Origin of the sequence: Pseudomonas carassii (genome assembly GCF_036324045.1) — a bacterium.
In the GTDB taxonomy this organism is placed as follows: Bacteria; Pseudomonadota; Gammaproteobacteria; order Pseudomonadales; family Pseudomonadaceae; genus Aquipseudomonas; species Aquipseudomonas peradeniyensis.
In genome coordinates this window covers 51,674-74,423 of the sequence record NZ_JAZDCT010000017.1, presented here as the reverse complement: position 1 = coordinate 74,423, position 22,750 = coordinate 51,674, and the positions used below count along the sequence as shown (strand labels likewise).

The window sequence follows — 22,750 nt, the reverse complement described above, 5'->3', positions numbered from 1 at the left end:
TCTGTATGTCCAAATTCCCAGCGGTCTGTCCCTATCGGCAGAGCGATTTCATCGGTACGGTTCAGGCCTCTCTGTTTCTGCGAGGTTGTCATGGAGCTGACAGCAATCCCGTTTGGCACAACGAACTGGTCAAAGATCGATCCGGTCGCTTATCCGGGCGAAAACGGTACTGCGTATTGGCGTACCTGTCTGCTTGGGGAAGTTCGGGTTCGATGGGTTGAGTACACCCCAGGATATGTGGCCGATCCTTGGTGCCGGAAGGGTCATATCCTGTTCTGCCTGGAAGGTCGACTGGACACCGAACTGGAGGACGGTCGGACGTTCACACTGCAGCCGGGCATGAGCTATCAAGTGGGGGACAATGCGCAGGCGCACCGGTCGTCGACGCCTACTGGAGCCAAACTCTTTATTGTGGACTGACCAAATGTCTCTGATTACACAGCGTGTGGAACTGGCGCGTAACGGCGCTAACGACAAAGTAATCTGCAGAATGCAATCAGGCTGGGCGGTGATGGGCGATGTGCAATTTCTTGAAGGCTATTGCCTCTTGCTGCCTGACCCTGTGGTACCCAGCCTGAACGATCTGGACTCAGAATCCAGGGCGGCTTACCTCCTCGACATGGCTCGACTTGGAGATGCGCTGCTACAGGTTACTGGAGCCCTGCGGATCAACTATGAAATCCTTGGGAACTCCGAGCCCGAACTGCATTGCCACCTATTTCCTCGCTATGCCAACGAGCCGGACGAAAAACGTAGAATGCCCGCATGGTTTTACGACTGGACATCGGCGCCCCTCTACGCAGAGGAGAGACATGGAAAAATTCGAAGCGAGCTGACGCTGGTACTCCAAGGAAAGTGACCGTAGACCTCGCCAAAAGCCTGCCTTTCGAGGTGCTCACCGAAAGGGATGCAGCGCCTAAGAGATCGAGCGCCGCGCGGGCGGCGCTCGATCTCAGGAACACTGTAAGGCTATCGCCAGGCCCCTGCCCGCCCACATGCGATCAAAACCCACTCACCCGCCCCTCCCAGAACGCCCTCCCGGGCATTTTCCAACCCCAAAAACGCAAAAAGCCCTGACAATGTCAGGGCTTTGAATATGGCGGAAGCGTAGAGATTCGAACTCTAGGATAGTTGCCCATCGACGGTTTTCAAGACCGTACCATAAGCATCCATTTATCAAGGCGTCAACGCAAAAATCGATTCCAAAACTAACCCGAGGTGGCTCGGCTACAGGCCGCATAGCCCAAGGGTCGTAATTTCAGTTTTGGAACCGATTTTAGAAGCTCTAGGAAACCAGGGGAGATTCTGGCCTTTTTGCCTTCACGCTTTTTTCACGTCAAATCCTGCACAGTGAAGGCTCATCCGATCACCTACGTTCGCCCGCGCTCCCCTGCGGGCTTTTCTTTTCTGGATAAGACAAAACCGGCTAAGTCCAGTCGCCTTCAGCGCACATCAGCAGCGCTGCATTGGCCTGGCGAACCATTGCAATCCACTCTGTTGAGCTTACCAAGCCGGAATGCTGAAGACGCTGGGCTACTGCTAGGGCTTGATCATATTCTGACTCTCTTAGCACACCCGCACCAAGGTACCTACCCGTCCAGTCAGCAATGACCAGATTTTGCTCTTGCTCTACCACCCCAAAGCCCCCGCGAAGCCTAGCGCTAAATGTCGGCGAGATTACATAATGTCCGCCGAGCAAGAAATTGGGGCTTACTACCGCTCATCCGGATCTTCCTGCAAAAAGAAATAATACCAAGGTCTAGTTGTAAGAAATCATTTCAAGCACAGAAAACGACCCAAATCGGAACGATTCGCAGCATTACTGCTTGAGCTGCCTAAAGCCTTCGGCAGGCTCAAGCGAGCAGTCCAACCCATCGCTGCGTGTGAATGACCTGCGGGCCATAACAGCCCAATTCCCTGTTGATCGAAACAAAGCTCAATGGCGGGATAGCGGCTGATGACCCAAAGCATAAAGCTGATAATCAGTCACCGCTTGAAAGCTCGACTCTGCAATCTGACGCAGGCGCTCAACCTCTTCAGCCGGGGCTCCTGTGTCCTGAGCATTGTGGTAGGTGCGCAGAGCCTCAATAGCCTCGCGAATAAGCGGTTCGCCCGCCTCTATCATTCCTTCGATGGTTCGCTTCACGGCACAACTCTACTGGCTTGGTCAGGGCATTATAGGACGCCTCGCACGCCAGGCCAGCTACTCGAGCGCGGTAGAGCGTTGCCACCACCGGTCGCTGATGCCTTATCTCGCTCAGTACCTAACACCTGAAACTTGTTTCTCTGCTATGGTGGCCTCCTTCGACAGGGCAGCAGGAAGCAAGTTAGGAATGGAACTCTTGAGAACTCTAGGCATGCTTTTTCTGGCCTATGCTTGCGCTCCTGCAATGGCCCACGAAACGAATAATCCTTTCGAAAGTGCAACCTTTGGCACGACAATTTTCCCCTTCATTATCATTGGCGGAACCACAGCGCTAACGGTCTGGGGGCCCTCAACTTTGAAGTCGGCAAAGCTCGACGCGCTGGCTTACATCGGATCAGGCGGAGAGATCCGAGGTGCCCAGTTCGAACAAGCCGTTCGTTACTATCACTCGGCTTTTAACCAACCGTACATGACTGATGAGCAGTTGGCTCTTGCGATCGCAACTTCGCTTTAAAGCCTACACACCCCCTCATTTGAGGCTGTCATAGGCCTGCTCACACGCCAGGCCCGCTACTCGGGCGCGGTCAAGCGCTGCCGCCAGCTCTCCCGCTCGCGCATCAGCCCGTGCGAGCAAGTCGGAGAGCACCATAGCGGCGCGGCGGGCTGCTTCGCCTCGAACGGCAATGGCGGGATCCGTGCTGGGGCAACCGACGTTGGCAGCAAGCTTGCCGGCTTCGTCGCGCAGCCGCTGGCCAGCAGCATTAGCCCCAGCAGCAGCGCCTTCAGCGATCGTTCGTTGTTTCTGAGCATGTGCCCTCACCTCCTCTTGCGCGTCGACGCGCTGTTGCTCCTTTATCCGCTCCCCGCGCTCGCCCCGCACTTCAGCCAGGCGGTCGCCACTGTCCCGCTGCGCTGATGCCGCTGTAGCCTCGGCACGCTCCACAGATCGACCGTGCTGGTAGACGAGCCAATACGACCCGACTACCCCTAGCAGTGCGACCACCCGCACGCCCCAGATCTTCACGCTAACGCCCTCCGCAGGCCTGCCGCGAATACGTCCGGTGGGTACTCGTAATTCGCGTTTTCGTGCTTGATGATCGCGTGCACCAGGCCGCCCAGGACCTGCTGGTTCTTGATGTCCTTGATCGGATCGCTCGGGGCAAGGCCACAGCGCTGCGCTACGGTGCGGATATAGGCATCGGTGTCGTTCTCTATCTCCGGCGCCCAGCGTTTGATGATCGCCGCCACAGTGCGCAGGCCGTGCTTGTTGTAGTAGGTCTGCAACAGCTTGCCGAGCGCACGAATGCCATTCTCCGGCGTGTCGAAGATGCAGAATCGGCCGCCGGGCTCTTTACCGATCTGGCCAACCCAGTCGTTGGCGGGGTTGAAATCGATGTTTCCCGGGTTGCGATTGCGCACGCCGCGAGGAAGCAAGTGAGTCATGGTTTTCTCCAGGCAAGAAAAAGCCCCGACTGTGCGGGGCTTCATTGGGTTTGTTCGGCGATCCAGGGCGGCGCGACAGGCCGGTGCTCGATCTCGGGGAATTGTTCCGACTGGGGCCAGTCACGCAGGGCCTGCATGTACACCAGCAACGCCTTGAACTGATCCGCCGCCAGCGATGTACCGGCGCCAATCTCCTGCTGATCCCGGTGACGCTCACGCAGCCAGATAGCGGCCTGCAGCTCGCCGTCGCGCCATTGCCGCTCCATTGCAGCCGCCTCTTCCTGCGTGGGCGGGAGCGGGTCAGTCAGTACAGGAAAACCGGTCTTGTCTGCCGTGATCCGCTTGCCACTGCTCTGCCCAGCCAATAGCTCGGCGTGCTCCTCGCTGCTGATCTCGACAGCATCCACCGGGATTCCGCAATCAGGGTTTGCGATCAGCTCGCCACCCTCTCCCTCAACCAGACGCGGACCGTGCACATCTTCACCGTAAAAGCCGCCGGTGCCGGCACTGTAAAACTTTTTCATTTCAACTCCTGATCAGCAGCCGATTGCAAACCAATAGGCATTGGGGATTTGCACCGCATGGGAGCGAAGCACGAAGTTCTGCAGGCCCACATTCGAGACCATGATTTCGTAGTCGTCCGTCGTCGGGGTAATGATGCTGGGGTAGACCCCAAACACGGTGTTAGGGAACGCCATCGGGAATGTAATCGTAGTGCCAGCGGCAGGGACTGGCGCTACGTTGCCCCATTGCAAGATCAGCCCGCCCATAGAGGCCGGAAATTTGATGTATCCATTAGGCGCTTTGTTGATCGACAAGCCAGCCAAAATACCTTCAACCCCGGCTTGCAAAGCCGGTACTGTCGCGAGCTCAACAGGCGCACGCCATGAACCATCGGCATTGCTGCTACGCCCCATGAAACGGTCCGTGTAGGGAATGTTCGCGACCTCGAAACCACGATTGCCAGCGTATGTTGTGCGCTGCACGAACGCATATGCACCGTAAGGCGAGAGTTCGGCAGGGTAGTAGTAATGCCCCGACGACAGGGTCGGCAACTGGTTAGCAGCGCTCACAGAGCCAGTGTTAGTAGCGCCAAGGCCATAGGCGTTTAACGTGTTCCGCACTGCGGCGTCGGCTTCCAGCTTGCTGTACGTGGTGGCCCGGTCTGACTTGGTTGCCGGGTTAAAGTTGCCGTCATGCCAGGCGTACCGAGTCGGCCCCCACTCGTTGGGCTGATAACAAGTACGAAACGCCAGTTTCGGCTCTGCGCCACTGAGCACAAGGCCGATCTGAGCGCTGAAGCGGTCGTCGACATATGGCAGCTTGATCAGCGACGAATACTCGGCAAACCCCGTTGTTCCGGCACTGAACGAGTAGAAACCACTGGGCGCCCCTAGCGCATCGATATCCCCTTTTAGAACCTTGGAGACGCCCAGGCCATGCGCGCCCAGCGTGTCGCGAAGGTGCTTCGTCGTCGCGATTTGGTCGGTATTCGTGCCCACAGCCGCTGTGGGAGCGGTCGGCGTATCGGTCAGTGCCGCCCCGGCAAAATCGGTCTGCGCGAGGAAGGTGTTCGCGTTGTCTGTAAAGACACTCGAGATCCTGCCTTGGGTAATCACTACGCCCGCCCCGATGCTCATCTTCACCGTGAGTTTGAAGGGGTACGACGTGGCATTGCGGATCGTGTAGCGCCTCACCCCTCGCGGCAGGATGATCGTACGGTCGCCGGTCAGGGCGCCCGTCAGGTAAATCATCCCCTTGCCCGCTTGGTCATCAGTCAGCACAAACTCACCGGCACCCGCCACATCAACACCGGCCAAGCCGTGCAGAGCCGCATAAACAAATGCCGTCGTTGCGTGCTTCTGACTGACATCCAGCGGGGCTGGCGTCGGCGCCGTGGGCGTACCGGTCAAGACCGGGCTATCAAGGGGCGCAGCATCAACGATGCCGTACCCGGCCAGCGTGGTCGGATTGGCTCCCGCCGTCACACGGCCCAGTGCATCGACGCTAACCTTCCGGTAGTCGCCCGCCGCTACGCCCGTTTTGCCATACAGGATGGCAAAGGTCAGCGGCGTGGTACCGACCTGCGGCGGCAGCGTGTTGGTCAGTTGCCACATGGTACCGGCGTAGGCCGTGCCAGCCTGCACGATGATCAGGTGACCCGGGGTGCATTCCGCGTTCTCGTTCGCATCCAGCGACCGCGCCCATGCGTTAGCAGATGCCGTGTAAATCCAGTTCTGCGCGGCATTGGCCTGATTTTTCACCAACACCCGGTCACCATCGGCCAAGGCCACGCCGTCAATCGTCTGCAGGCCAGACAGAGCAATAGGTCCCGTGGTAGCCACGCGCACGGCGCGTTTAATGTCACTTGCGGCAAGGCCTTGGATCGCCTGCAGCAGCTGGGCGTTGTTGTCTTCGCTTGGCGCAAGGCCGGCGGCCTTGATCACGGCCAACAGCTCGTCAGTGACCGCGTTACCCCATGCGGACGGGATCAGCGAGCCAGGCAGGCCCGTGCTGACGTTTTCGTCAACGAATTTGCCGCCGACCAGGCCGACGTTGGGAATGCGTTTCGGGTAGTCCATATCGCGTTATCCGTAGGTAATGGTTTCAAGGGTGTGCGCGGGGGCGGCGCGGCTAACCAGGCATTCCAGCGCGCCGTTGGCAGCACCGCCGAAGGTTTGGCCCCAATTACTGAATCCGAAGCGGCTGCCCTGAGCCAGACGTGGCCCCGTCTCCAGGGTCCACATGAACTGTGCGCCCCAGGTACCGAAGCGGGCCGAGCCGAAGCGCGACCGGCCGAAGCGCGGCGCCCGGTGCTCGATCACGCGGGCATTGCGGTAGCCCAGCGAAAAGGCCAGCTCCACGAAGTAGGCCGGCGTCTGCCCACCGACCTCCAGCAGCCGACGGCGCACGGCCAATTGCCGATCAGCAAACGCCGGCGAATCGCCCATGCAAGGGTCGGGTAGCTGCATGACCCGCTCCCAATCGGGTACCAGTTCGCGCACCGTGGCGGGCTCGCTCTCGGCCAGCAGGTCGGCAGCGCGGCGGTCCTCGGTGGCCAGCTCCTGGGCCGCGGCCTGCAGCACCTGGTCGACGCCGGGGTTGAGCTCGCGATCCCAGGCTGGCCCCGGCGGCAGCAGCGCGCACAACTGGGCGTAGTAGTCCTCCACCGTCCTCACGACCACAGCACACCCCCATAGGTCAGCAGCTCATTAGCGGCGGCCTGCACGTCGCCGGCAGGGCTGATGACCTTGTGATCGCGCTCACCCGCCGCGCCGCTGATAGCCTCGGCGATGTGGGTGGCCAGCAACGTGGCGCCCAACTCCGATTCACGGTTGTGCAGGTCTACCAGGGCGGCTTCCACGGCGCGGCGTACCGCACTGCTGTCCGGGGTGACTGACAGCTGGTATTGCACCGGTTTCTCTGCCGGCGGTAGCACGTACACCTCGGCCGTGACGGGCCGCTCCTGCTCGATGTAGGCGGCCACTGCGGCGATAGCTTCGGCGTTCGGGATGATGTCGATATCGCCATCGCGCACGAAGAACACCCCCACCGTGCCCGGTCCTACCCAGCGCCGCACCACCCAGGCCCGGGTCACCCCGGCGACCTCCAGCGCCCAGGTCTCGTAATCGCTCTTGCTGCCGCCGTGGGCAATGACCCGGTGCGAACGGATCACCCGAGCGCGCAGGGCCTCGATACTCTCCTGCTCGGTGCCGCCGGTCAGGCCCGGCGCCGTCACAGTGAACGTGTCATTGACGCCCAGTACCGGCGACACTAGGCGCAGCTGCGTGCCGGCGGGCGTGTTGCCCAGCTCGCCCGGCTCCAGGGCCTCAACCTGGGCGACGCCTTCGGTGCTGGTCAACTTGACCGAAGCCCGCACCCTGAACAGCACCTGGTCATCGCGCTGCAGCAGCGTGCCGGCATCGAGCAGCGCCGAGGCGGCGCCGGTGAAGGTTGCCGCCCCGCTCGCCTTCACGGCCTCCAGGCGGCCGCGTTTAAGCCGCGCCTGGGCCATGCGCAGCAGGGTTTCGTCGTCGGCAGTGTCCGGCAGGATCTGGTCGGCAATGTAGCGCTGGTGACCGTAGCGGCCGGACGACGCCGCGCCCAGCACGCGGGCCAGCACTTCGGCGTCAGAACGGACCAGGGCGCTGCCACCGGCCAAATCGGCCTGTGCCCTGGCCACCAGGGCGGGCAATGTTGGGATTTCAAACGGCATTGATCACCTGCCACAGGTTGTCTAGTTGAACATCGATCACCGGGCCATCGCGCAGGCCGACCCGCACCTGCATGTCGAGGCGGTCGACCTTGCGCGACGCCGTTACCGTAACGGCGCTCACCCGGTCGTCATCCACCGCCCACTGCAGCGCCTCGCGGGCGAACGCCTCGGCCGTGCGCACCGTGTCGTAGGTCAGCGTGCGCCGGCGTAGCTGCCACAGGCGTGACCCGATGCGGTCATTGGCCAGGGTCGGGAACGTGTCGCCCCACCAGCCGTAACGCTGGTCGTCGTCCAGCAGGTCGCCGTCGTCGGCGCGGCGCCAGGTCAACAGGCTGATCACCACGGCGCGCTGCCAGGCGCGTTCGGACTCGGCAGCGAGCAGCGTCATACCGTCACCACCGGCTTACCGCTCTGCTGGTTGCCCTTCGCCACGCCCTCATGCGGGTGGTTGACCTGGCTAACGCCGGCGGCGACTTGGTCGCCCTGCGACACGATCTGGCCCGTGGTGCGAATCACTGGCGTGTCGAACTCCACGGCCGTATCGGCCTTGACCTTGAGCGTCAGCGTCTGGATCTCGATCAAGCGGCCACGCTTGAAGTGCAGGCAGTCGCCCTCGTCGGTGTAAATAGCCACCTCACCGCTCTTGAGCGCCTGCAGGCGAAAGCGCCGATCGGCGACGCAGACGACCACCCCATGGGAGCGGTCGCCGCCCAGGAACGCTGCCAGGGCCTCGGCGCCGGGCAGCGGGTTGGACGTAAAGCCGTAGGGCTCGAAGTGCTCCATACCGTCTTTCACTTCGTCGGCGGTCAGGCGCATCTGCAGGCCCTGCAGCTTGCGGCTGGCATCGACCAGGGCGACCACACCCCGGGCGAGAAAATTTCTCATGGGTTTCATTGGCCAGGCTTCCAGTCGGCGGGGATGAGGTATTCGAAGTTGTCGGCCTTGCCGCCCTTCTTGAGCTTGCGCGACTTGTGCGGGTCTTTCGGCTCGGGGTCGAAGCCATCCGGCGGGCCTACCACGATGTTGGCCACGGTGCCGGCGTCATCGAGCACGTACTCGATTTCGCTGATGAGCATGTCGCGGTCGATACCGATCAGCGGATCGACCACGCGCACGATCATGTTCGGCACCCACAGGGCGCCGGTGGACTGCCGCCAGCCCTGGATCTTGTAACGCAGGGTCAGCGCCTTACCCATCCGGCTGCCGCGCTCCCAGTTGGCCCGCGCCTGGGCCAGCTCCGGGGTCATCTGGCCGCTTTCGTGGATCAGCAGCACCCGGCGCCGTGAGGCACGCGGATCGGTGACGCCGGCCTTCACTTCGCTAGCCGCCGCGCCGTAGTCAGTGTCGGTGCCCGAGCGCTGGCCAGTGACGCGGTACTCGGAAAACACCCCCGAGAAATCCAGCTCGGCGCTGCCGGTCAACAGGTTCTGCCCCAGTTCCAGGCGGTCGACGGCGCGGCCGGCGCTGCCCGGCTTGATGATCACCACCCGCCCCCGGGCGTCATCGGTCGACAGCAGCCGCGACAGCGTCAGCAGGCGGTCGATGGACTCGAAGGCGGTTTCGCCGGGCTCTATCTGGTGGTCGGCCAGCTTGGTGGTTTCCGCCACCTCGCTCAGCACCCGCACCCCGTAGGGCTCGGCCAGCGCCTGCACGATCTTCTGCACACTCTGCCCGCGCCACTGGCCGGGCTTGTTCACCGCCGAGCAGTCCACCAGGTCGGCAGTCAGCGAGCGGCCGGCGACCGACCGTTCGACGCTGCGGGCGTCGTAGCTGATCGGCGTGCCGAACACCCAGCCCGTCAGCACCAGGTCGGCGCCGATCCGCACTTCGCAGTGGTCGCCCTGGCGCACCGGGATTTCCTGCACCTGGCCCGGCCAGCTCCACGTCACACCCAGGCGAAAATCCCGAGCCTGGCGTTCGATGCCGGCACTGATGCTGACTTTCTTCCAGCCTCGATAATCCAGGCCGTTCACGCTCAGCGTGACAGCGTTTTGATGGTCCATGGTTTCACTCTCGAGCGATGGTCAACGCCCCTACGGGTAGGAACCCCGGGTGCTGCACCTTGTTACGCGTAACGATTTCCTCGGCGCGGGTCGCATCGCCGTAGCGCTGGTACGCCAGCACCACCGCCGGCAGGCTTTCCCGTGTGGTGACCTCGCTCAGCCGCACGCCGGCGCGGGCCACCTCGGTCAGATGTGCCCGTACCTGGTTGCGCACCACCTCCAGCCGCTCGACGTGCTCGACCGGCGACGCCAGGGCGGCCATCCACAGCGCGTCACTGATGGCGTCACGCAGCGCAACCACGTCGGCCGTCACCGGCACCTCAGGGCGCTGGATCGGGGTCACCACCTGCTGCTCCAGGGTGGCGAATCCGGTCAACGGCTCGGGCGCCTGTACCACCGGCATGGCCACCGCTTCGCGCACGGCCAGTACGATCAGCGCATCGCGCATCAGCTCGCGGGCAGCGGTGACCACGGCGACGGTGTCTGTTCCACCGGCCGGCGGCGGAGCGTTGGCCAACTGGCGGGCTTGCTCCACCTGGCCGGTGATGGCCCGGCTGGACTCGGCGAAGGTTGAAAATTCCGGCGTAGCCTCGGGCAGCGCCGCGACGGTACGGGCAAACTCCGGGTCGGCCTCCAGACTGGCTGACTCGCCGCCGCTCGACGCCCCCCAGCGATAGCCGGACGACCGCGAACTGCCGCCGACACTGGCGAACTGCCCCCGGATCATCGCCGCGAAGTTGCCCGGGGCGTTGATCAGCATGTCGGCTAGCGCCTCGACCGAGCTGACCAGGCCAGTCAGTTGGCGAAGCTCCGAGGCAATGGCCATCTGCACCCCGGCAATGCCATTCTGCAGCGCGACCACCGCCAGGCGCGCCCGGTTGACCACCGCCATCGCGGCCTTGTACCGGGCAATCGCCGACTCAAGCAGGCTTTCCGATGAGTCCTCCAGCTGCCGCGCCGTGTTCGGCACGCCGGCAGGAAAACCCTTCTCGCCGTCCTCCACGAACACCAGGTCAAAGCGGACCATGCCGCCCTCGCGGCGCTCATGGCTGACACTGCAGACTGTCGCGGTGGCTGTCAGCCGGCCATACCAGGGGTGGACCAGTTCCCCCGCCCCGGGCTTGTCCAGGGCGTTGAGCAGGTTGTCACGCTGAAAATAGCAGTCCTCCCCGATCACAAACGCCGCCAGCTTGATTTCCCGCGTGACGCGGCCCAGGTCTTCCACCAGGGGCTTGTCCCGCTGCGGGTATTCATGCGTCTGTGTACGCCGTCCCGCCGGCATGCTGTCGCTGTCGACGTGGAACGGCACGCCCCGGAATGAGGCCGGGTGCAGCTGATCACGCCAGGTACTCATGACGCCCTCCCCAAGGATCGGTAGCCCACTTGTGGGCTGACCTGCAGCCCGGGTTGGTTGGTGTCGGCCTGCTCCACCCGCATGCCGGGCGGGGCATTGTCGAAGCGCACGACCATTTGCCCTTCCAGCTGGGCTTTGCTGGCCTGGGTCGCCTGCTGCACCAGGGAACCCCGCGACGCGGCCAGGGCACCGGGTGCCGGCGCCGACAGACTGGTTTGCCCAGGACGCGACAGGAGGCCCATTTCAGCGCGTTTCGCCGCCTCCTGCGGGGTCAGCCCTTTGGCTAGGCTTTCCTGCGCATGCTCGGCCATCTGCGAGGCCGACAGCGGCATCGACGCCCACGGTCCCGGCTGATCCGGCGCACGCATCAAGCTGGCCACGCTGGTGGCCTCCGGCATCAACTGCACCGGCTGCACCATCGGCTTGACCAATGCGCCCGGCACCGGCTCGCCGGCGGCGTTGCGCGCCTTCTGCTGTTCAGTCCAGTCGTTGACCTTGGCCGTCGCCGCGCTGATCACGCCGTCGCCGCTCGACTCGCCGTCAAAGCCCAGGAACTTCATCATCGGCTCAACGATGGGCCGAAGCTTGTCCCACAGCCCCTTGAAAAAGCCCGTGATGGGCTCCCAGTGCTTGACGATCAGACCCAGTGGCGACCACTCGAAAACCGTCTTGAGGAAGTCGAGAAACGGCACCGACAGCGCCTTGACCCCCTCCCACAGCGCGCCGAAGAATGCCGTCAGCGGCCCCCAGTTCGCCACGATCAGGCCCAGTGGCGACCAGGCAAACACTGTCTTGAGGAAGCCCAAGAACGGCACCGACAGCGCTTTCACCAGCCCCCATAACGCGCTGAAGAACTGCGTCAGCGGTCCCCAGTTGGCCACGATTTGGCCCAGCGGCGACCAGGCGAAAGCGGCTTTCATCCACTCCCACACAGCCAGCGCCGGGGCCTTGATCTTGGCCCACACCGCTTGGAAGTACGGCGCCACGGTCGACCAATTGGCGATCAGGATGCCGGCGGCAATGGCGATGCCGCGCACGATCATGCCCACCGGGCTCATGCTCGCGACACCGTTCATCATGGCCAGGGCCGCCGTGGCCCCGGCCGTGGCCAAACGCAGCACGGTGAAGCCCACGGCCGCACCCAGCAGGCCCTTGATCAGCCAGGGATGCGCCCCGGCCAAGCTGGTCACGCTGCTGATGATCGGTCCCACCGTCGCCATGAAGTCATTGAGCGGTGGTAGCAACATGCTGCCGACCGTGATGCCCAGGCGCGTGACCCGGTTCTGCAACTGCTGCAAAGCGTTAGCCGTCGTCGCCGCCCGCGACGTGTACTCCCCTTCCATGGAGCCGGCATACTTTGTCGAATCCCCGACACTGGCCAGGTTGCTTTTCAGCAGCTTCAAGTTGGTTAAGAGCGGGGTGATAGCCGCCACCGACTCACTGCCAAACAGATTAGTCAGCAGCGCCGGACGCTTGGCCGCGTCCACCTCAGAGATCCGCTTGAGCAAGTCCAGCATGGTGCCTTGCGAATCCTTCTGCATCCCCTCTGCGACTTTCTTGGAGTCCAGGCGCAGCGACTTAAAGGCCTCGGCCTGCGACTTGGTCGCCGCCGTGCCCTTGGTCATGGCAAGCATGAAATTCTTGATGCCCGTAGCAGCAACATCCTGCTTCACACCGACCATAGTGGCGCCGATTGCCGCGATCTGCGCCGACGAAAAGCCCGCCACCTCGCCCAATGCACCCACTTCGGTCACGATCGAGGAGAGCTGCTTGGTGTTGACTGGCCCCGTGTTCCCCAAGTAGTTGATTTGATCTGCGAGCTCCACCACGCCATCTTGGGTCATGCGGAAAGCTGTCCGCCATGTCGCCATCATGCTGCCGGACTCCTCAGCGGTCTGGTCGAAGGCGACGCCCATTTTCACAGCGTCTTCGGCGAACCTGGCCAACTCCTCCCGGGCAATGCCCGATTGGCCGCCGGCGGCGACGATTTTGGCAATCCCCTCGGCCGCCATGGGCAGCCGCTCGGACAAGTTCAGCACGTCATCGCTCATCGCCTTGAACTGCGCCGGCGACTCGAAGTTGACCACCTTCTTGACGTCGGCCATGGCGCTTTCAAAGCCGATGGCCGCCTTCACGCCCATGACGAACGGGGCAGCAATCGCCCCGCCCTGCAGGGCCTCGCCGAAGGTGATCTTGCCCAAGCCCGAGCTGTTCAGCTGCTTGCGCAGTACCGCGGCGTTCTTGCGTACCCCGCTCAGCACCGGGGACAGCTTGTCGACGCCGGTAATCAGCGCCTTGAGTTGGAATTTATCCGCCACCGCCTCCCCCTTTCAGCGCGTTGATGCGCCACGCGTTTTCCTCACTCTCGAACAGCGTGTCGAGGGTCCAGCCCAGCACCTCGCCCGGGGTGGCTTTCCACCACCAGGCGAGGTCGTAGGCCAGCTCGGTCAGGCCGCCGACTGCTTCGAATCTTGGGGCATGAAAAAACCGACGATGATCCAGGCCAGGGTGTTCAGGTCCGGCAGGTCCAGCTGGTTGACCGAGCTGGCCGGGATCGCGGCGCATACGGCGATGTACTTGGCCGCTGCTTCGAGGTCGACCACCGGGTAACCATCGCCGCCGATGTTGTACGGCAGCACCTTGATGGCCCGACATTCCTGCACGGTCGGGCGGCGCAGATTCAGTTCCTTGACCTCTTCACCGTGGGCCTGGATCGGGGTTGCGAGTTCGTGGGTTGTGGTGCTCATTACTGCCAGTCTCCTTGGATGCCTTCGAATTTGAGCGAGACCTTGGCGTCATCGCCGGTCACTTTGGTTTCGTCCACCAGGTACGCGCCGCTCAGCACGTACACCGAGCCGTCGGCCAGCTCGGCGGTGATGGTCATGCTGATCCCATTGGCCAGCTTGGCCCGGGGGAAGTTGGCGGTTTTCACCGCGTCGACCACCACATAGGGGATCAAGTCCTCTTCCTTGAAATGGCCCAGTACGATGGTTTCGCGTTTTTTATCCGACAGCGGACATTCCACGCCGCCAGTGATCACCAGCTGATCGCCGTCGACCTTGATAAAACAGGTGCCCGCGACTTTCTGACCCATGAAGGGCACTCCCATAAAAAAGCCCGCACTGGGCGGGCTGGGGTTGAACGATGAGGGTTACGCCGCATCCGGGTACTGCAGGCGGAACTGGTACAGCAGCGCAAACACGCGCAGCTGGTTCACCAGGTCCGGCGGGAACAGCACACTCAGGCGGTTCGGGTTCTTCGGATCGCGCTCGACGATCAGGTACTGATTGAACGCCTCGGCGTTCTCGACAATGCCCTCACGCTCAAGCGCGCCATAAGCGGCGATCAGCTCGCCGCGAATCACCTTCGGCGTGACGACGGCCTGGCCGGGGCCAAAGCGCGTGCCGTCGTTGGCCAGCTTGTGGCGGCCGTACTTGCTGGTGATGATGCTGCGCAGGTAGCGGATCACATAGGCCGACTGGTGCAGTGTCTCGCTGTCCAGATAGGAGTCATCCGGCTGGCCATAGGCGTTACGCTGGTAGGTCGTAACGGCCCGCTCGATGCGGTAGCTGCCGCCGTTGTAGACGGCAGTGGCCACCCCACTGGTCAGCAGCGATTGCCGCTCGGTCAGGGTGAAGCGGTCGCTGGCCTGCGCCGGGTCGATACCGGTCAGCGCGCCGGTCTGCGTCGGCCGCGCCGGGTCGGCGCTGATGAACACGGCAGTGCGCGCCGCCCAGGCCGCCGCGACTTCCCACGCCGGCTGCGGCACACCGCGCTCGAAGCCATGCACGGAGACGTGCGGGTCATTGCGCAGGCGACCGGCAGCAACCAGCTGGCCCAACGTGCCGCGCTGCGCGCTGTACACATGGCCATAGAGCTGCTTCGCCCAGGACCAGCGGCCGGCGCTGTCGTCCATGGCGGTTTTCCAGGCGCCCAGCGTGTCGGCATCGGTCCAGGGCTGGGCGATGAACTCGAATTCTTCGTCGCCCAGCGCGGCCAACGCCGCCGATACAGCCGGGGTGCCGGCACCGTTGGTCATGGCCGTGGCCACCAGCGTCAGGCCGGCCGGCGTAGTCTCACCATTGGCCCGCCCCAGGCGGTTCAGCTGCACCTGGATATCGTTGCCCAGCTCGCCCTTGAACTTGGCCTGCAGGGTGACCACGCCGGTGGCAGCCGTGGCCGTCACCGGCAGGTCGATGGCGGCATTGATGGCCGCCGCCAAGCTGGCCGCCACGGCCTCGGCCGAGGCCCCGACGACGGCATCGGCGCGCACACGCTGGCCAGCCACGTACAGATTGACCAGGCCGGCCGTAGCGACGCTGCCCGTTACGGTAACGGTGGCCGTAGCAGCCGCGCCGGTGGCCACCTTGAGTGGCAGGCACCAGACCTCGCCGGCCACGTCGATGGCCCGCCAACGCGCATGCATGGCGGCCAGCATCGAGCCGGTGCCGCCAATGTCCTTGGCGTCGCTGGTCTTCGACACCAGCACCAAGCGGCCGATTTCCTCGCTGTCGGCGTCGTCGTTGACCTGGCCGACGATCAGCCGACGCAGGCTGGACCCGCCGCTGTTGGCCATGGAGTTGTCGACTTCGGCATAGAACAGCGGCACACGAATGTCGCTGGGGATGTTGCTGAAACTGACGCTCATCGCGCTTTGCTCCCCCGGGTGGTGGTCTTCTGTTCCAGGGCGTCGCCGTCGATGATACGGCGCTCCCAATAGGCATCACGGGGCACTACGGCGCCCTCGGAGGGCAGGTACTTGCCCGGCTGATCCGGCAGCGGGCAATCGCGCCCCGGGGCCGGTTTCAAGTGAATGGTGGTCATGGGTTCAAGTCCTCACGGGTAATGAACTCGACCCGCCCGTCTGGCCCGGGGGCGTCGACGTTGGGGTCTTTTAAGGGGTTGAGGAAGTCCAAACGGGTGTCGATGCCTTCCAGGGCCGGCAGGCCGGCCAGCTGCCATTCCTGCCAGGTCTGCGGCTTGCCCTCGCCGGTTTGCTCCCAGCGGCCGAGCTGGAAATCGGCATAGAAGCGATAGCGGTAGACCATGCGGTCGCGGTCGAGCAGCAACAGTTGACCGCCGTCGTACAGCAGCGGCCCCGATTCGTCGTCCGGCTCGAAGCCCACCAGGGCACGCCACAGCTGGGCGCGCACGTCGTGCAGCACGTCGGCTACCGACTGGCCGCGCTCATCATCGGTCGGCAGCACGACACACACGTCGATGACGTCGCGCACGGCCTGGGTGTAAACGTTCTGCGCTTGCGGCTCGTCGGCCGAGTCGCCAACGGCGATCACATAGGCCGCCGGCGGGGGCATCTTGGCGCTGTCGGCGGTCGGGTCCCAATCCAGTCCGCCGGCCACGCGCCCTTCGAAGCCAGACGCATAGGCGCGCAGCTGCTCGATCACAGGCGTGATTTTCATGTCAGGTACTCAGTTGAGCAGCGCGGCGGCAAAGGCCTGCTGCAGGATGCGCCGCACCTCGTCGCGGCTGTCGACCAGGGCGTCGGTCATGTAGTTGTCGCGGGGCCTGATCCGCCACCCGCCCCCCGTCTTGCGGCGAACGCCGTAGTGCAGGTAAGCCGGGTAATACTCCTTCATGCTCGCGGTCTTGTTGGGCGCAATCCGCACCAAAAAGCCCGACCTGGACAGCTTGAAGTTGATCGACTCGGTGGTGGCCCCGGTCCGGTTGACGGGGTAACCCTCCTGGCCACCGCCGAGCGCCAAATTCATCTGCGCTCGGCCGGCTATCAGCTGGCCAACCTTGCGCATGCCGGCGCGGATCTTTCGCTTGTTGAAGGCCTCTTGGTCGAACTTGTCGAAACCCTCGACATGCAAATAGCCGTCAATCGAAACGGAGTTGGCCACGACCACCTCCCGCCGGCGCATTCACCGCCTGCAGTTCCTCGACCTCGATCACCGACCACACCTGTCGCCCACGCATGCCGGTAGCCCGCTTGACGCGGAATACCCGGCCACCGGCGACCAGTTCATGCCGCGTGTCCAGGTCACGCACGAACCGGCAATAGATGCGATGCGTGATGGTCGTACCGGTCTGCACCGAACCGGTGTAGGTGGCCGTGCCTAACGGCTCGATCTTGCACCACCGCTTGGCCACTTCTTCAAAATGCGAGTCCAGGCCGGGACCGCTGGGCGTGTCGTTGCGGATGCGCACCACCGCCCGGGTGCGCAGTTCGCCCGCTTCCGGCTCCCTCACAGCGTGAACCAGCGGTAAGGTTGCACCAGGGCGTCATAGGCCAGCGGCATCGCCTTGGTGCCGTTGCTGGTCGACTCGGTGACCGGCTCGCGGTTGCGGTGCCAGTGGGCAACCAACAGCAGCATGGCCAGTGCCACGTCATCCGTTACGGGTAACGCGTTTTCTGGCGCATCGATCGGCAGCAGCCCACGCAGGTAGGCTTCATCGCCGGTCGCATCTGCCGGCGCGTCGGCCGGCAGCGTGACCCAGTACAACCGCCGGCCGCTGTCCTTCTCGACCTGGCGACGCGCTGCGCGGGCGTAGGCCTGCAGCAGCGTGTCTTCCTCGGTTTCGTCCAGCTCCAGCTTGCAATGGCTCTTGATCTGCTCAAGCGTCAGCATGGGCCACCCTCCCGTCAGGCGGTCTTGCCCACCAGGTGCTTGATGGCGGCCGTGTCCTGCAGCACCAGGCCGAAGCGCACGAACGCCAGGAAACCGACCTGGCCGTACTCGGCGTAACGCTCCACCAGGCGCTTGAGGGTCAGGCTACGGACCGCGCGCAGCACCAGTTCGTTGAAGTCGCCGGCGTACATGAATTTCTTGCCGGCGCCGATATCGGCGACGGCCTGATCGATCACGTACTGATGCTTGAGGATGGTGGCCGGACGGTCGCTGTCGATGCCAGGCAGCCACAGCGGGCGATTGTTGGCGTCCACCATTTCTTCCATCGCCTGAAGCGTCTTGTCGTTGAACGCCAAGCGGAACTTGGCAGCCGCACGATACGCCGGGTCAACGGAGTGAATCAGGCTGTTGACCTCCTGCCAGGTAAAGGCGGTGGCCTTGGCGGTCATGGCACCTTGAGGGGTCGAGTATTCCAGGCCCTTCGGCTGCGCCGGCGCATCGGCGGTTTCGCCGTTACCGGTGCCCTGGACGATCAGGCGGTTACGGGTACGCGACACGCGCTTACCGATGCGGCCGGCCAGGTAGCCTTCCATGTCAATGCCCGAGTCCTGCAGCAGCTGTTCAGAGACGCGGATGATCTTAGAGCTGATGGTGTGCGACCCCATGGTGCCCATCCCGAACTCGACATCCTTTTCGCCGGCGGGCTTGTTCTCGCCGATCAGCTCGCCTTCTTCCTCGCCGCCGTTGCTGGTGGCCCAGGCGATGGGCGCGCCGTTGTCGGTCTGCAGCAGTTGGCACACCGAAGCAATACCGCCGTAGGTCACCAGCGATTCGATCACCTTGGCCTGCAGGGTGGTCGGCACGGTGAAACCACCCGCCTCGTTCGGATTGGTACCTTGAGCACGCATTTCCAGAACCACGGAACGCTGCTCGGGGGTCAGGTACTCCAGGCCGCGACGCACCCAGTTATCCCAGGCGCTGCGCTGCTCGGCCTCCGCCTCGTTCTTCGGCGCGCCGGCCGGACGATCACGGTCCAGACCTTCGACAAAGCTCTGATCCTGGGCGCGCAGTTCTTCCTCGCGCTCGATCTTCTCGCGCAGCCCCTTGAGGTCGGCTTTCATGCCTTCCCACTTGCTGCGGACTTCGCCAGTCCAACCGTCGTCCGGGGTGGTGTCATGCAGCGAGCGCATTTCGGCCGACAGCTTGTTATAGGCTTCTTTCATTTGTTGCAGGGTCATAGCTCCCCCTTGGGATCACAGTTCAGTTAGGTCAAGCAGGCGCTCGCGGGCCTCGCGCTCGAAATGTGCGCGGGCTTCGTCGCCTTCGGTTTGCGCCTGCTTCCAGGCAGTCAGGGAGCGCTGGGCAGCGCTGGAGTCGGGGTAAGCCGGGAACGCCACCGGCCCTACGTCGCGCAGCTCGGCGATCTTGAAGATCGTGCGCACGATCAGGCCGTCTTTCTCCTCGTGCCAGGTATCGCCGCCCTTGGCCACGCGCATGGCGAAGCTGCTGCCGCTCATGTCGCCACGGCGCAGCGGCTCGACCACCAGGTCGCGGATGGTCTGCGTATTGGGCGTATCGATTTCGTAGGCCAGGCCGCGCTCATCCACGGTCAGGCGCAACGTGCCGCTGGCCGTGCGGCCCAGCAGGTAGGTAGGGTCGTGGTTGAACAGCGCCCGGGTGTCCTGATTCAGCACGTCATCGAACGCGCCCGGGGCGATGATCTCCACGAAGGTGCCGCCCAGCAGGTCGCTACGCTGGTTGAAGACAGCGGCATAGCCGGCGATCTTCGGCGCGCTGCCCTGCTCATCCGGCTGGACAGCACGAAGCTCGCAATGCTGCGCCTGCAGCATGCGTTGTTCGAATTCACTCATGGGTTATTCCTGCTTCGTTACGGGTAACGGCTTGCCGTCGGCGCCGAGCAGCTGCGTGTTGACGTTGAGCAGCATCGAGTCGAGGCCTTCCAGCTGGTTGAGGTCTTCCAGCACGCGCACTTCGTTGCGGCTCATCCAACCGTCTTGAATGGCGATGCGGTAGAACTCGGCGCGCTCTTTTGGGGTGCCGCGCAACAGGCCAGCCAGGTTGAACTTGACGTAGTAGCCGGCCATGCGCTCGGCGCGGGTGAAGACGCGGCGGTTAACTTCTTCCTCCCAATTCTTCACCCACGGCATGACTGTGTGGCGCACGAACTGGATGGCCTGTTCGCTGATGTTGGAAAACGTGGCCTTTTCCAGGTCGTTGATCATGTGCGCCGGCACGTTGAAGATGCTGGCAATCTCGCTGCGGGTCAGCTTGCGAGTCTCGAGAAATTGCGCATCCTCGGGCGCGATGGTCAGCGCCTTGTAATCGAGGTCGGCAGGCAATAGCAGGGTCTTGTTGTCCGAACGCTTGAGCCGTTCCACGGCGGCACGCCAGACCGTTTTCAGGCGCTCCCAGCTGGTGTTGTCCAGCTTCCCGTCCTTGACGGTGACCAGGCCCGTAGGCCGGCCGCCACCCTCGAAAAACTCCTTGCCGTAGCGCACCGTAGCCATACCCAGGCCAATGGTGTCGGCGTTCTGCCGGATGGGGCTGATCCCCATGCGCCGGTGCGAGCCGATGGCGCGCAGGTGAATCATGTCCTCAGGCGACACCGCCAGCGGCGCGCCGTCTTCGTCTTGGGTCGAGTACACCCAGCGATTGCCGTTCTTCACCAGCTCGGTGTGTTGCGGTTCGTGCATTTCCAGCGACAGCAATTCACCGCGACGACTGCGCACCGCTCGGGTGTAGCCGTTGCCCCAGCCGAGCACATGGGCCTGCTTGGTTTCCCGCCAGCGGTAAGAGGTCTGCCAGGTATTCGGCTCATCGTGCAGCAGGTAATGGGCCGGGTGGTCGGTGGCCACCTCGATCCGCCCGTTGACCTTGCGCAACACGCTCAGCGGCAACTGGGCCATGGAGCTGGACAGCACGTAGATGCATGCATACACCGCCGTCAGACGCATGGCCGAAGCCGGGCTGACGCTGATGCCCTGCCCTTCGAACAGGTACTCGGTCAGCTCCTTGCTGTTCATAGGGGTGCTGGGCACTTCCAGGCTGCTGCGCTGCTCGAACATCGCGCCCAGGATCATCGCCACACCGCCTTGGCGGCGCCGGCCAACAGCAGGCCGCCACCGACCATCAGGGCCACACCCGCCCCGAACTGGACGTAGAGGCCCGCGACAAACAGGCAAAAGCCTGCCGTCCCGATAGATTCAGGAAGCCATTTCATCGTAGGGGCTCACATAGCTAATAGGTCGTCTTCGGTAAGGCTGGCCAACAGCCCTTCCGGCTCAAATTCGCTGACCATGGCGCGGTTCATCGCCATCAGCGCGGCGACAATGCCGTCGATTTTGCGCATGTCGGTCTTGCCTTCGTCGGCCTTCATCGGCGTGATGCAGCCTTTGAACGGACGCACCACGACGTTGCCGGCCTGCCAGGCCAATACCGGGTCGCTGCAGTGGCGCACGCGACCGGACAGCAGCGCCGCTTCCAGCTCGCGCATGGGCAAGTTCATGCTGGCCACGCCGCCGCCCATTTCGACTACCTCGGCGCCGTCCTTCTGCAGCTGGTGGGCCAGCTGGGTGGCGCGCCATTTGTCGTAGGCCACCTCCTGCACGTCGAACATGCCAGCGAATTCGCCCACCATGTCGCGCACCAGGTCGAAGTCCATTTCTTCGCCGTCGCAGATTTCCAGCAGCCCGGCATTGGCCCAAGCCTCGTAAGCGGCCTTGTTCGGCCCGCCCCGCTCTATCGCGCCTTCGGGCAAGAACGACTTGCAGAAGATGGTCCAGCGGTTGACCCACTTGCCGCTCCCCGGGACCAGCTCCACCTTGTCCAGGAACACCAGCGACACCGCGCAGATATCCGATTTGCTGGCCAGGTCAATGCCAATCCAGCAGCGTTGCCCCAAGAACTGATCCAGGGTCAGCGTGGGGTCACCACACGCCTCCCAGTCGGCCATATTCAACCAGGCTTCCTTGGCGCTTACCCAGATGTTGAGGTGCTTGGTCTTGAACGCGTTTTGCCGTGACGGGTAACGCGTCGCATCAGCCTGGCGTTTCAGCAGGTACTCAGCCCCGACCGATACGCCATAGTTGGGGTTGGCCTTGCGTAGGACTGCCGGGTCTTTCCAGTCGTCGTCCTCGTCAATCGTGTAGATGATCCCGAACAACTCGTCGTTCGGCACCGTCCCTTCCAGCTTATCGATCACCTGAGCGCGCTGCAGGTAGCACGGCCCGGCGATGTTGTAGCCCGCCGTGGTGATGGCGAACATCATCGGCTGATCGCGGGCGCCCATGCCGGTCAGCATGGTTTCGTAGAGCGCGGCCGAGGTGTGTTCGTGGAACTCGTCCACGATGGCACAGCTCGGCGACTGACCGTCGCCGGGGTCGCCGATCAGCGGTTCGAACTTGCTTTCGTCACCGATCACCGACAGGTTTTTTGCCGCGACCTGGATGCCAAAGGCTTCGACCAGTTCGGGCGTGCGCCGCACCATCTGCCGTGCCGGCTTGAACACCTCCCAGGCCTGCCGCTCAGTGGTCGCACCGCAATACACCTCGGCGCCGAACTCCCCGTCCATGACCAGCATGTACAGGCCGACGCCGGCCGCCAGCACGCTCTTGCCGTTCTTGCGCGGCACCTCGATGTAAACCTCGCGGTACCGGCGGCGGCGGGTCTTCTTATCGACCCAACCGAAGATGCTGCAGAAGATGAACAGCTGCCACGGCTCAAGCTTGATCAGCTCGCGCAGCGCCGCCCATTTGCCCTTGGCGTGCGGCAGCAGCTGGATGAACACCGCCACCTGCTCGGCTGTGTCGCGGTCGAAGGTCCAGCGAAAGCCGCGCTTCTTCGACTTGGCCAGGTCATCCAAGTGGAGCTGGCAGGCCCGGCGCACGTACTTGCATGCTGCGATCTTGCCGGCCACCACGTCGCGGGCGTACTTGTTCGCCGCGTTTACGTTCGGGTAGCTGGCCATGTCCTAAC

The 22,750-nt window shown here is 63.5% G+C and carries 27 protein-coding genes; 3 read left to right on the top strand and 24 right to left on the bottom strand.

Translation table 11 applies throughout. From position 1 onward, the window contains the following. The first annotated feature begins 90 nt into the window (after window positions 1-90). The gene (locus V0R62_RS14530) at window positions 91-420 is read left to right on the top strand and encodes a DHCW motif cupin fold protein (RefSeq protein WP_330104220.1); all 330 of its coding nucleotides are present in this window, start codon (window positions 91-93) and stop codon (window positions 418-420) included. 4 nt (window positions 421-424) lie between these two features. After that, a complete protein-coding gene (locus tag V0R62_RS14525; RefSeq protein ID WP_330104219.1) occupies window positions 425-859 on the top strand; it encodes an HIT family protein in 435 nt (144 codons plus the stop codon). 1,077 nt (window positions 860-1,936) lie between these two features. Here the strand turns inward: V0R62_RS14525 and V0R62_RS14520 are convergent. Then, window positions 1,937-2,125: a hypothetical protein gene (locus tag V0R62_RS14520; protein ID WP_139673144.1), complete on the bottom strand. Its 189-nt coding sequence runs from the start codon at window positions 2,123-2,125 to the stop codon at window positions 1,937-1,939. A gap of 208 nt (window positions 2,126-2,333) precedes the next feature. On the opposite strand from V0R62_RS14520, the gene V0R62_RS14515 reads away from it, so the two are divergent. Further along, the gene (locus V0R62_RS14515; RefSeq protein WP_236180523.1) at window positions 2,334-2,660 is read left to right on the top strand and encodes a DUF2388 domain-containing protein; all 327 of its coding nucleotides are present in this window, start codon (window positions 2,334-2,336) and stop codon (window positions 2,658-2,660) included. Between the two features lie 15 nt (window positions 2,661-2,675). Here V0R62_RS14515 and V0R62_RS14510 read toward each other — a convergent pair whose 3' ends face one another. The 23 genes from V0R62_RS14510 to V0R62_RS14400 all read right to left on the bottom strand — a co-directional run bounded on the left by V0R62_RS14510 (window position 2,676) and on the right by V0R62_RS14400 (window position 22,742). Beyond that, complete coding sequence (locus V0R62_RS14510; RefSeq protein ID WP_330104265.1) at window positions 2,676-3,149, bottom strand: DUF2514 domain-containing protein; 474 nt, start codon at window positions 3,147-3,149, stop codon at window positions 2,676-2,678. A 17-nt stretch (window positions 3,150-3,166) separates the two neighbouring features. Then, window positions 3,167-3,589 carry a structural protein gene (locus tag V0R62_RS14505; RefSeq protein ID WP_330104218.1) on the bottom strand — a complete coding sequence of 141 codons (423 nt, stop codon included), beginning with the start codon at window positions 3,587-3,589 and terminating at the stop codon, window positions 3,167-3,169. 41 nt (window positions 3,590-3,630) lie between these two features. Then, on the bottom strand, window positions 3,631-4,113 hold the full coding sequence (locus V0R62_RS14500) for a phage tail assembly chaperone (protein ID WP_330104217.1): 483 nt from the start codon (window positions 4,111-4,113) through the stop codon (window positions 3,631-3,633). A 12-nt stretch (window positions 4,114-4,125) separates the two neighbouring features. Further along, window positions 4,126-6,171 carry a gp53-like domain-containing protein gene (locus V0R62_RS14495; RefSeq protein ID WP_330104216.1) on the bottom strand — a complete coding sequence of 682 codons (2,046 nt, stop codon included), beginning with the start codon at window positions 6,169-6,171 and terminating at the stop codon, window positions 4,126-4,128. A 6-nt stretch (window positions 6,172-6,177) separates the two neighbouring features. Then, the gene (locus tag V0R62_RS14490; protein WP_330104215.1) at window positions 6,178-6,774 is read right to left on the bottom strand and encodes a YmfQ family protein; all 597 of its coding nucleotides are present in this window, start codon (window positions 6,772-6,774) and stop codon (window positions 6,178-6,180) included. Continuing rightward, the gene (locus V0R62_RS14485; protein ID WP_330104214.1) at window positions 6,765-7,805 is read right to left on the bottom strand and encodes a baseplate J/gp47 family protein; all 1,041 of its coding nucleotides are present in this window, start codon (window positions 7,803-7,805) and stop codon (window positions 6,765-6,767) included. Before V0R62_RS14485 ends, V0R62_RS14490 begins: the two co-directional genes overlap by 10 nt. Beyond that, window positions 7,795-8,193 (bottom strand): phage GP46 family protein, encoded by a 399-nt coding sequence (locus V0R62_RS14480; RefSeq protein WP_330104213.1) that lies wholly within the window; start codon window positions 8,191-8,193, stop codon window positions 7,795-7,797. Before V0R62_RS14480 ends, V0R62_RS14485 begins: the two co-directional genes overlap by 11 nt. Further along, a complete protein-coding gene (locus tag V0R62_RS14475; protein WP_408005687.1) occupies window positions 8,190-8,699 on the bottom strand; it encodes a phage baseplate assembly protein V in 510 nt (169 codons plus the stop codon). The genes V0R62_RS14480 and V0R62_RS14475 overlap by 4 nt, the downstream gene beginning before the upstream one ends. Next, window positions 8,696-9,808, bottom strand: a complete 1,113-nt coding sequence (locus V0R62_RS14470) for a phage baseplate assembly protein (RefSeq protein WP_330104211.1) — start codon at window positions 9,806-9,808, stop codon at window positions 8,696-8,698. The genes V0R62_RS14475 and V0R62_RS14470 overlap by 4 nt, the downstream gene beginning before the upstream one ends. A gap of 4 nt (window positions 9,809-9,812) precedes the next feature. Further along, window positions 9,813-11,162 carry a DNA circularization protein gene (locus V0R62_RS14465; RefSeq protein WP_330104210.1) on the bottom strand — a complete coding sequence of 450 codons (1,350 nt, stop codon included), beginning with the start codon at window positions 11,160-11,162 and terminating at the stop codon, window positions 9,813-9,815. Next, window positions 11,159-13,480: a phage tail tape measure protein gene (locus V0R62_RS14460; protein WP_330104209.1), complete on the bottom strand. Its 2,322-nt coding sequence runs from the start codon at window positions 13,478-13,480 to the stop codon at window positions 11,159-11,161. Before V0R62_RS14460 ends, V0R62_RS14465 begins: the two co-directional genes overlap by 4 nt. 129 nt (window positions 13,481-13,609) lie before the next feature. Beyond that, window positions 13,610-13,909, bottom strand: coding sequence for a phage tail assembly protein (locus tag V0R62_RS14455; RefSeq protein WP_330104208.1), 300 nt, complete (start codon window positions 13,907-13,909; stop codon window positions 13,610-13,612). Continuing rightward, a complete protein-coding gene (locus tag V0R62_RS14450; RefSeq protein WP_330104207.1) occupies window positions 13,909-14,256 on the bottom strand; it encodes a phage tail tube protein in 348 nt (115 codons plus the stop codon). The genes V0R62_RS14455 and V0R62_RS14450 overlap by 1 nt, the downstream gene beginning before the upstream one ends. Before the next feature lie 57 nt (window positions 14,257-14,313). After that, the gene (locus V0R62_RS14445) at window positions 14,314-15,810 is read right to left on the bottom strand and encodes a phage tail sheath subtilisin-like domain-containing protein (RefSeq protein WP_330104206.1); all 1,497 of its coding nucleotides are present in this window, start codon (window positions 15,808-15,810) and stop codon (window positions 14,314-14,316) included. Further along, window positions 15,807-15,986, bottom strand: coding sequence for a DUF2635 domain-containing protein (locus V0R62_RS14440; protein WP_330104205.1), 180 nt, complete (start codon window positions 15,984-15,986; stop codon window positions 15,807-15,809). The genes V0R62_RS14445 and V0R62_RS14440 overlap by 4 nt, the downstream gene beginning before the upstream one ends. After that, window positions 15,983-16,582, bottom strand: coding sequence for a phage tail terminator protein (locus tag V0R62_RS14435; protein ID WP_330104204.1), 600 nt, complete (start codon window positions 16,580-16,582; stop codon window positions 15,983-15,985). The genes V0R62_RS14440 and V0R62_RS14435 overlap by 4 nt, the downstream gene beginning before the upstream one ends. 9 nt (window positions 16,583-16,591) lie before the next feature. Then, window positions 16,592-17,026, bottom strand: coding sequence for a hypothetical protein (locus V0R62_RS14430; protein WP_330104203.1), 435 nt, complete (start codon window positions 17,024-17,026; stop codon window positions 16,592-16,594). Continuing rightward, window positions 17,004-17,375, bottom strand: a complete 372-nt coding sequence (locus tag V0R62_RS14425; RefSeq protein ID WP_330104202.1) for a head-tail adaptor protein — start codon at window positions 17,373-17,375, stop codon at window positions 17,004-17,006. The genes V0R62_RS14430 and V0R62_RS14425 overlap by 23 nt, the downstream gene beginning before the upstream one ends. Then, complete coding sequence (locus tag V0R62_RS14420; protein WP_214501398.1) at window positions 17,372-17,755, bottom strand: head-tail connector protein; 384 nt, start codon at window positions 17,753-17,755, stop codon at window positions 17,372-17,374. The genes V0R62_RS14425 and V0R62_RS14420 overlap by 4 nt, the downstream gene beginning before the upstream one ends. Window positions 17,756-17,769: 14 nt before the next feature. Then, entirely contained in the window at window positions 17,770-18,993 is a 1,224-nt protein-coding gene (locus V0R62_RS14415) for a phage major capsid protein (RefSeq protein ID WP_330104201.1), read from the bottom strand. A gap of 15 nt (window positions 18,994-19,008) precedes the next feature. Then, window positions 19,009-19,626 carry an HK97 family phage prohead protease gene (locus tag V0R62_RS14410; protein WP_050706323.1) on the bottom strand — a complete coding sequence of 206 codons (618 nt, stop codon included), beginning with the start codon at window positions 19,624-19,626 and terminating at the stop codon, window positions 19,009-19,011. Between the two features lie 3 nt (window positions 19,627-19,629). Continuing rightward, window positions 19,630-20,856 carry a phage portal protein gene (locus V0R62_RS14405; RefSeq protein ID WP_220689896.1) on the bottom strand — a complete coding sequence of 409 codons (1,227 nt, stop codon included), beginning with the start codon at window positions 20,854-20,856 and terminating at the stop codon, window positions 19,630-19,632. Between the two features lie 149 nt (window positions 20,857-21,005). After that, a complete protein-coding gene (locus V0R62_RS14400; protein WP_330104200.1) occupies window positions 21,006-22,742 on the bottom strand; it encodes a terminase large subunit in 1,737 nt (578 codons plus the stop codon). Window positions 22,743-22,750: the final 8 nt, after the last annotated feature.

What these genes read in the sequence shown, in the direction of transcription:
- V0R62_RS14465 (WP_330104210.1), bottom strand. Translation starts at nt 11,162, where the DNA reads ATGAGTACCTGGCGTGATCAGCTGCACCCGGCCTCATTCCGGGGCGTG.
- V0R62_RS14440 (WP_330104205.1), bottom strand. Translation starts at nt 15,986, where the DNA reads ATGACCACCATTCACTTGAAACCGGCCCCGGGGCGCGATTGCCCGCTG.
- V0R62_RS14485 (WP_330104214.1), bottom strand. Translation starts at nt 7,805, where the DNA reads ATGCCGTTTGAAATCCCAACATTGCCCGCCCTGGTGGCCAGGGCACAG.
- V0R62_RS14530 (WP_330104220.1), top strand. Translation starts at nt 91, where the DNA reads ATGGAGCTGACAGCAATCCCGTTTGGCACAACGAACTGGTCAAAGATC.
- V0R62_RS14505 (WP_330104218.1), bottom strand. Translation starts at nt 3,589, where the DNA reads ATGACTCACTTGCTTCCTCGCGGCGTGCGCAATCGCAACCCGGGAAAC.
- V0R62_RS14480 (WP_330104213.1), bottom strand. Translation starts at nt 8,193, where the DNA reads ATGACGCTGCTCGCTGCCGAGTCCGAACGCGCCTGGCAGCGCGCCGTG.
- V0R62_RS14520 (WP_139673144.1), bottom strand. Translation starts at nt 2,125, where the DNA reads ATGATAGAGGCGGGCGAACCGCTTATTCGCGAGGCTATTGAGGCTCTG.
- V0R62_RS14420 (WP_214501398.1), bottom strand. Translation starts at nt 17,755, where the DNA reads ATGCTGACGCTTGAGCAGATCAAGAGCCATTGCAAGCTGGAGCTGGAC.
- V0R62_RS14495 (WP_330104216.1), bottom strand. Translation starts at nt 6,171, where the DNA reads ATGGACTACCCGAAACGCATTCCCAACGTCGGCCTGGTCGGCGGCAAA.
- V0R62_RS14435 (WP_330104204.1), bottom strand. Translation starts at nt 16,582, where the DNA reads ATGAAAATCACGCCTGTGATCGAGCAGCTGCGCGCCTATGCGTCTGGC.
- V0R62_RS14455 (WP_330104208.1), bottom strand. Translation starts at nt 13,909, where the DNA reads ATGAGCACCACAACCCACGAACTCGCAACCCCGATCCAGGCCCACGGT.
- V0R62_RS14475 (WP_408005687.1), bottom strand. Translation starts at nt 8,699, where the DNA reads ATGAAACCCATGAGAAATTTTCTCGCCCGGGGTGTGGTCGCCCTGGTC.
- V0R62_RS14405 (WP_220689896.1), bottom strand. Translation starts at nt 20,856, where the DNA reads ATGATCCTGGGCGCGATGTTCGAGCAGCGCAGCAGCCTGGAAGTGCCC.
- V0R62_RS14525 (WP_330104219.1), top strand. Translation starts at nt 425, where the DNA reads ATGTCTCTGATTACACAGCGTGTGGAACTGGCGCGTAACGGCGCTAAC.
- V0R62_RS14445 (WP_330104206.1), bottom strand. Translation starts at nt 15,810, where the DNA reads ATGAGCGTCAGTTTCAGCAACATCCCCAGCGACATTCGTGTGCCGCTG.
- V0R62_RS14470 (WP_330104211.1), bottom strand. Translation starts at nt 9,808, where the DNA reads ATGGACCATCAAAACGCTGTCACGCTGAGCGTGAACGGCCTGGATTAT.
- V0R62_RS14410 (WP_050706323.1), bottom strand. Translation starts at nt 19,626, where the DNA reads ATGAGTGAATTCGAACAACGCATGCTGCAGGCGCAGCATTGCGAGCTT.
- V0R62_RS14500 (WP_330104217.1), bottom strand. Translation starts at nt 4,113, where the DNA reads ATGAAAAAGTTTTACAGTGCCGGCACCGGCGGCTTTTACGGTGAAGAT.
- V0R62_RS14400 (WP_330104200.1), bottom strand. Translation starts at nt 22,742, where the DNA reads ATGGCCAGCTACCCGAACGTAAACGCGGCGAACAAGTACGCCCGCGAC.
- V0R62_RS14450 (WP_330104207.1), bottom strand. Translation starts at nt 14,256, where the DNA reads ATGGGTCAGAAAGTCGCGGGCACCTGTTTTATCAAGGTCGACGGCGAT.
- V0R62_RS14515 (WP_236180523.1), top strand. Translation starts at nt 2,334, where the DNA reads ATGGAACTCTTGAGAACTCTAGGCATGCTTTTTCTGGCCTATGCTTGC.
- V0R62_RS14415 (WP_330104201.1), bottom strand. Translation starts at nt 18,993, where the DNA reads ATGACCCTGCAACAAATGAAAGAAGCCTATAACAAGCTGTCGGCCGAA.